The organism is Hydrocoleum sp. CS-953, from assembly GCF_002260545.1.
GTDB lineage: Bacteria > Cyanobacteriota > Cyanobacteriia > Cyanobacteriales > Microcoleaceae > Trichodesmium.
This window is the reverse complement of record NZ_LGSU01000058.1, coordinates 1-1,763: the sequence shown is the minus strand read 5'-3', so window position 1 is coordinate 1,763 and position 1,763 is coordinate 1. Positions and strand designations below refer to the sequence as shown.

Sequence of the window (1,763 nt, the reverse complement as noted above, 5' to 3'; positions counted from 1 at the left end):
GGATTATTAGGATGGGAATTTTGTAAAAGTTTTTCAATATCTGGATAGTAATCAACTAAATCTTCTATATGACCTTTCCTTGGTTTTTTGATGATTTTATTTATGGCACTATTTTTATGAATTTTACTGTCAAACTTCTTCAGAGATCAAGAGTTTGTTATTCTTCCATTTAGAGCATCTAGATAAAATGTCTGAGTTTCAGAAATAGGAGCTAAAATTGTTTGTTTTTCTAAAACATTCAAACCTGCTGTTGTTAACTTGAAGTTTTCTTCTTTTTTGATTAAATCTCGGGAAATTAATTCTGACAATACTTTTTCTATTAAATAACTCTCCATACCAAGAAAACTCGAAATTTCTTGTGGTTTTGTCAACCCATTAGTAATACATTTCAAGACAAACTCTTCTAGTAATTGTAATTCTCTATTCGCCAAATAAGTTAAGTCAAGAAGTAAGACATAGAAAGGATAACCAACTGGTTTATAATCAAGCACTATTGCTTCAGGAAGTGAATGATATTTTCTAATCTTAGTCTCAAAGTCTTTAATTTCGTTATCCATCATTAAACTCCTCATTTTTGAGAATTTTCCCAAGTTTTTATCCGTAGGGGTTTGGTCTCCAAACCCCTCTCAATATTTCGCTGCCATAATTTGATTAATAACTGCATTTTTGAGAATTTTCCCAAGTTTTTATCCGTAGGGGTTTGGTCTCCAAACCCCTCTCAATATTTCGCTGCCATGATTTGATTAATAACTGCATTTTTGAGAATTTTACCAAATTTTTATCCGTAGGGGTTTGGTCTCCAAACCCTTCTCAATAGTTCATTTTCATAATTTGATTAATAACGGCATTTTTCCGACTTTTTCCAAATTTTCATCTGTCGGGGTTTGGTTTGCCAACTACTCTGAAAGGTTCGTTGTAATAATTTGGTTAATAGCTGCATTTTTCTGACTTTTTCCAAGTTTTGCTCNTTAATATAGCAATGTGCGCTGGCATATTTACACATTATTTTTTGTACACCTTTTCTAGAAGGCAGTTTGAGCTGGGCGTTGTAAATACCTGAGCGCTCACTGCTATAGCTGCATTTTTGAGAATTTTCCCAAGTTTTTATCCGTAGGGGTTATGGTTTGCCAACTCTTCTCAATATTTCGCTGCCATAATTTGATTAATAGCTGCATTTTTGAGAATTTTCCCAAGTTTTTATCCGTAGGGGTTATGGTTTGCCAACTCTTCTCAATATTTCGCTGCCATGATTTGATTAATAACTGCATTTTTGAGAATTTTACCAAATTTTTCTCCGTAGGGGTTTGGTCTCCAAACCACCCTCAATAGTTCATTTTCATAATTTGATTAANTTTGGTCTCCAAACCCTTCTCAAAAATTCGCTGCAATAATTTAACTAATAACTACATTTTTGCCAATTTTCACAAATTTTTCTCCGTAGGGGTTTGGTCTCCAAACCCTTCTGAAGATTTCGTCGTAATAATTTGATTAATAGCTGCATTTTTCTGACTTTTTCCAAATTTTGCTATGTCTAGGTTATGGTTTGGCAACTCCTCTCAAAATTTCATTGGAATAATTTGATTAATAGCTGCATTTTTCCGAATTTTTCCAAATTTTTCTCCGTAGGGGTTTGGTTGGCAAACTCCTCTCAAAGGTTCGTTCCAATAATTTAATTAATAGCTGCATTTTTCCGAATTTTTCCAAATTTTTCTCCGTAGGGTTTTGGTCTCCAAACCCTTCTCAAAAATTCGCTGCAATAATTT

The 1,763-nt window shown here is 33.3% G+C and carries 2 protein-coding genes; both read right to left on the bottom strand.

The features are described from left to right. Positions 1-146: 146 nt before the first annotated feature. Positions 147-560: a hypothetical protein gene (locus AFK68_RS00330; RefSeq protein ID WP_143437365.1), complete on the bottom strand. Its 414-nt coding sequence runs from the start codon at positions 558-560 to the stop codon at positions 147-149. A gap of 861 nt (positions 561-1,421) precedes the next feature. Beyond that, positions 1,422-1,550: a hypothetical protein gene (locus tag AFK68_RS43195; RefSeq protein ID WP_256386454.1), complete on the bottom strand. Its 129-nt coding sequence runs from the start codon at positions 1,548-1,550 to the stop codon at positions 1,422-1,424. Between the last annotated feature and the right edge of the window lie 213 nt (positions 1,551-1,763).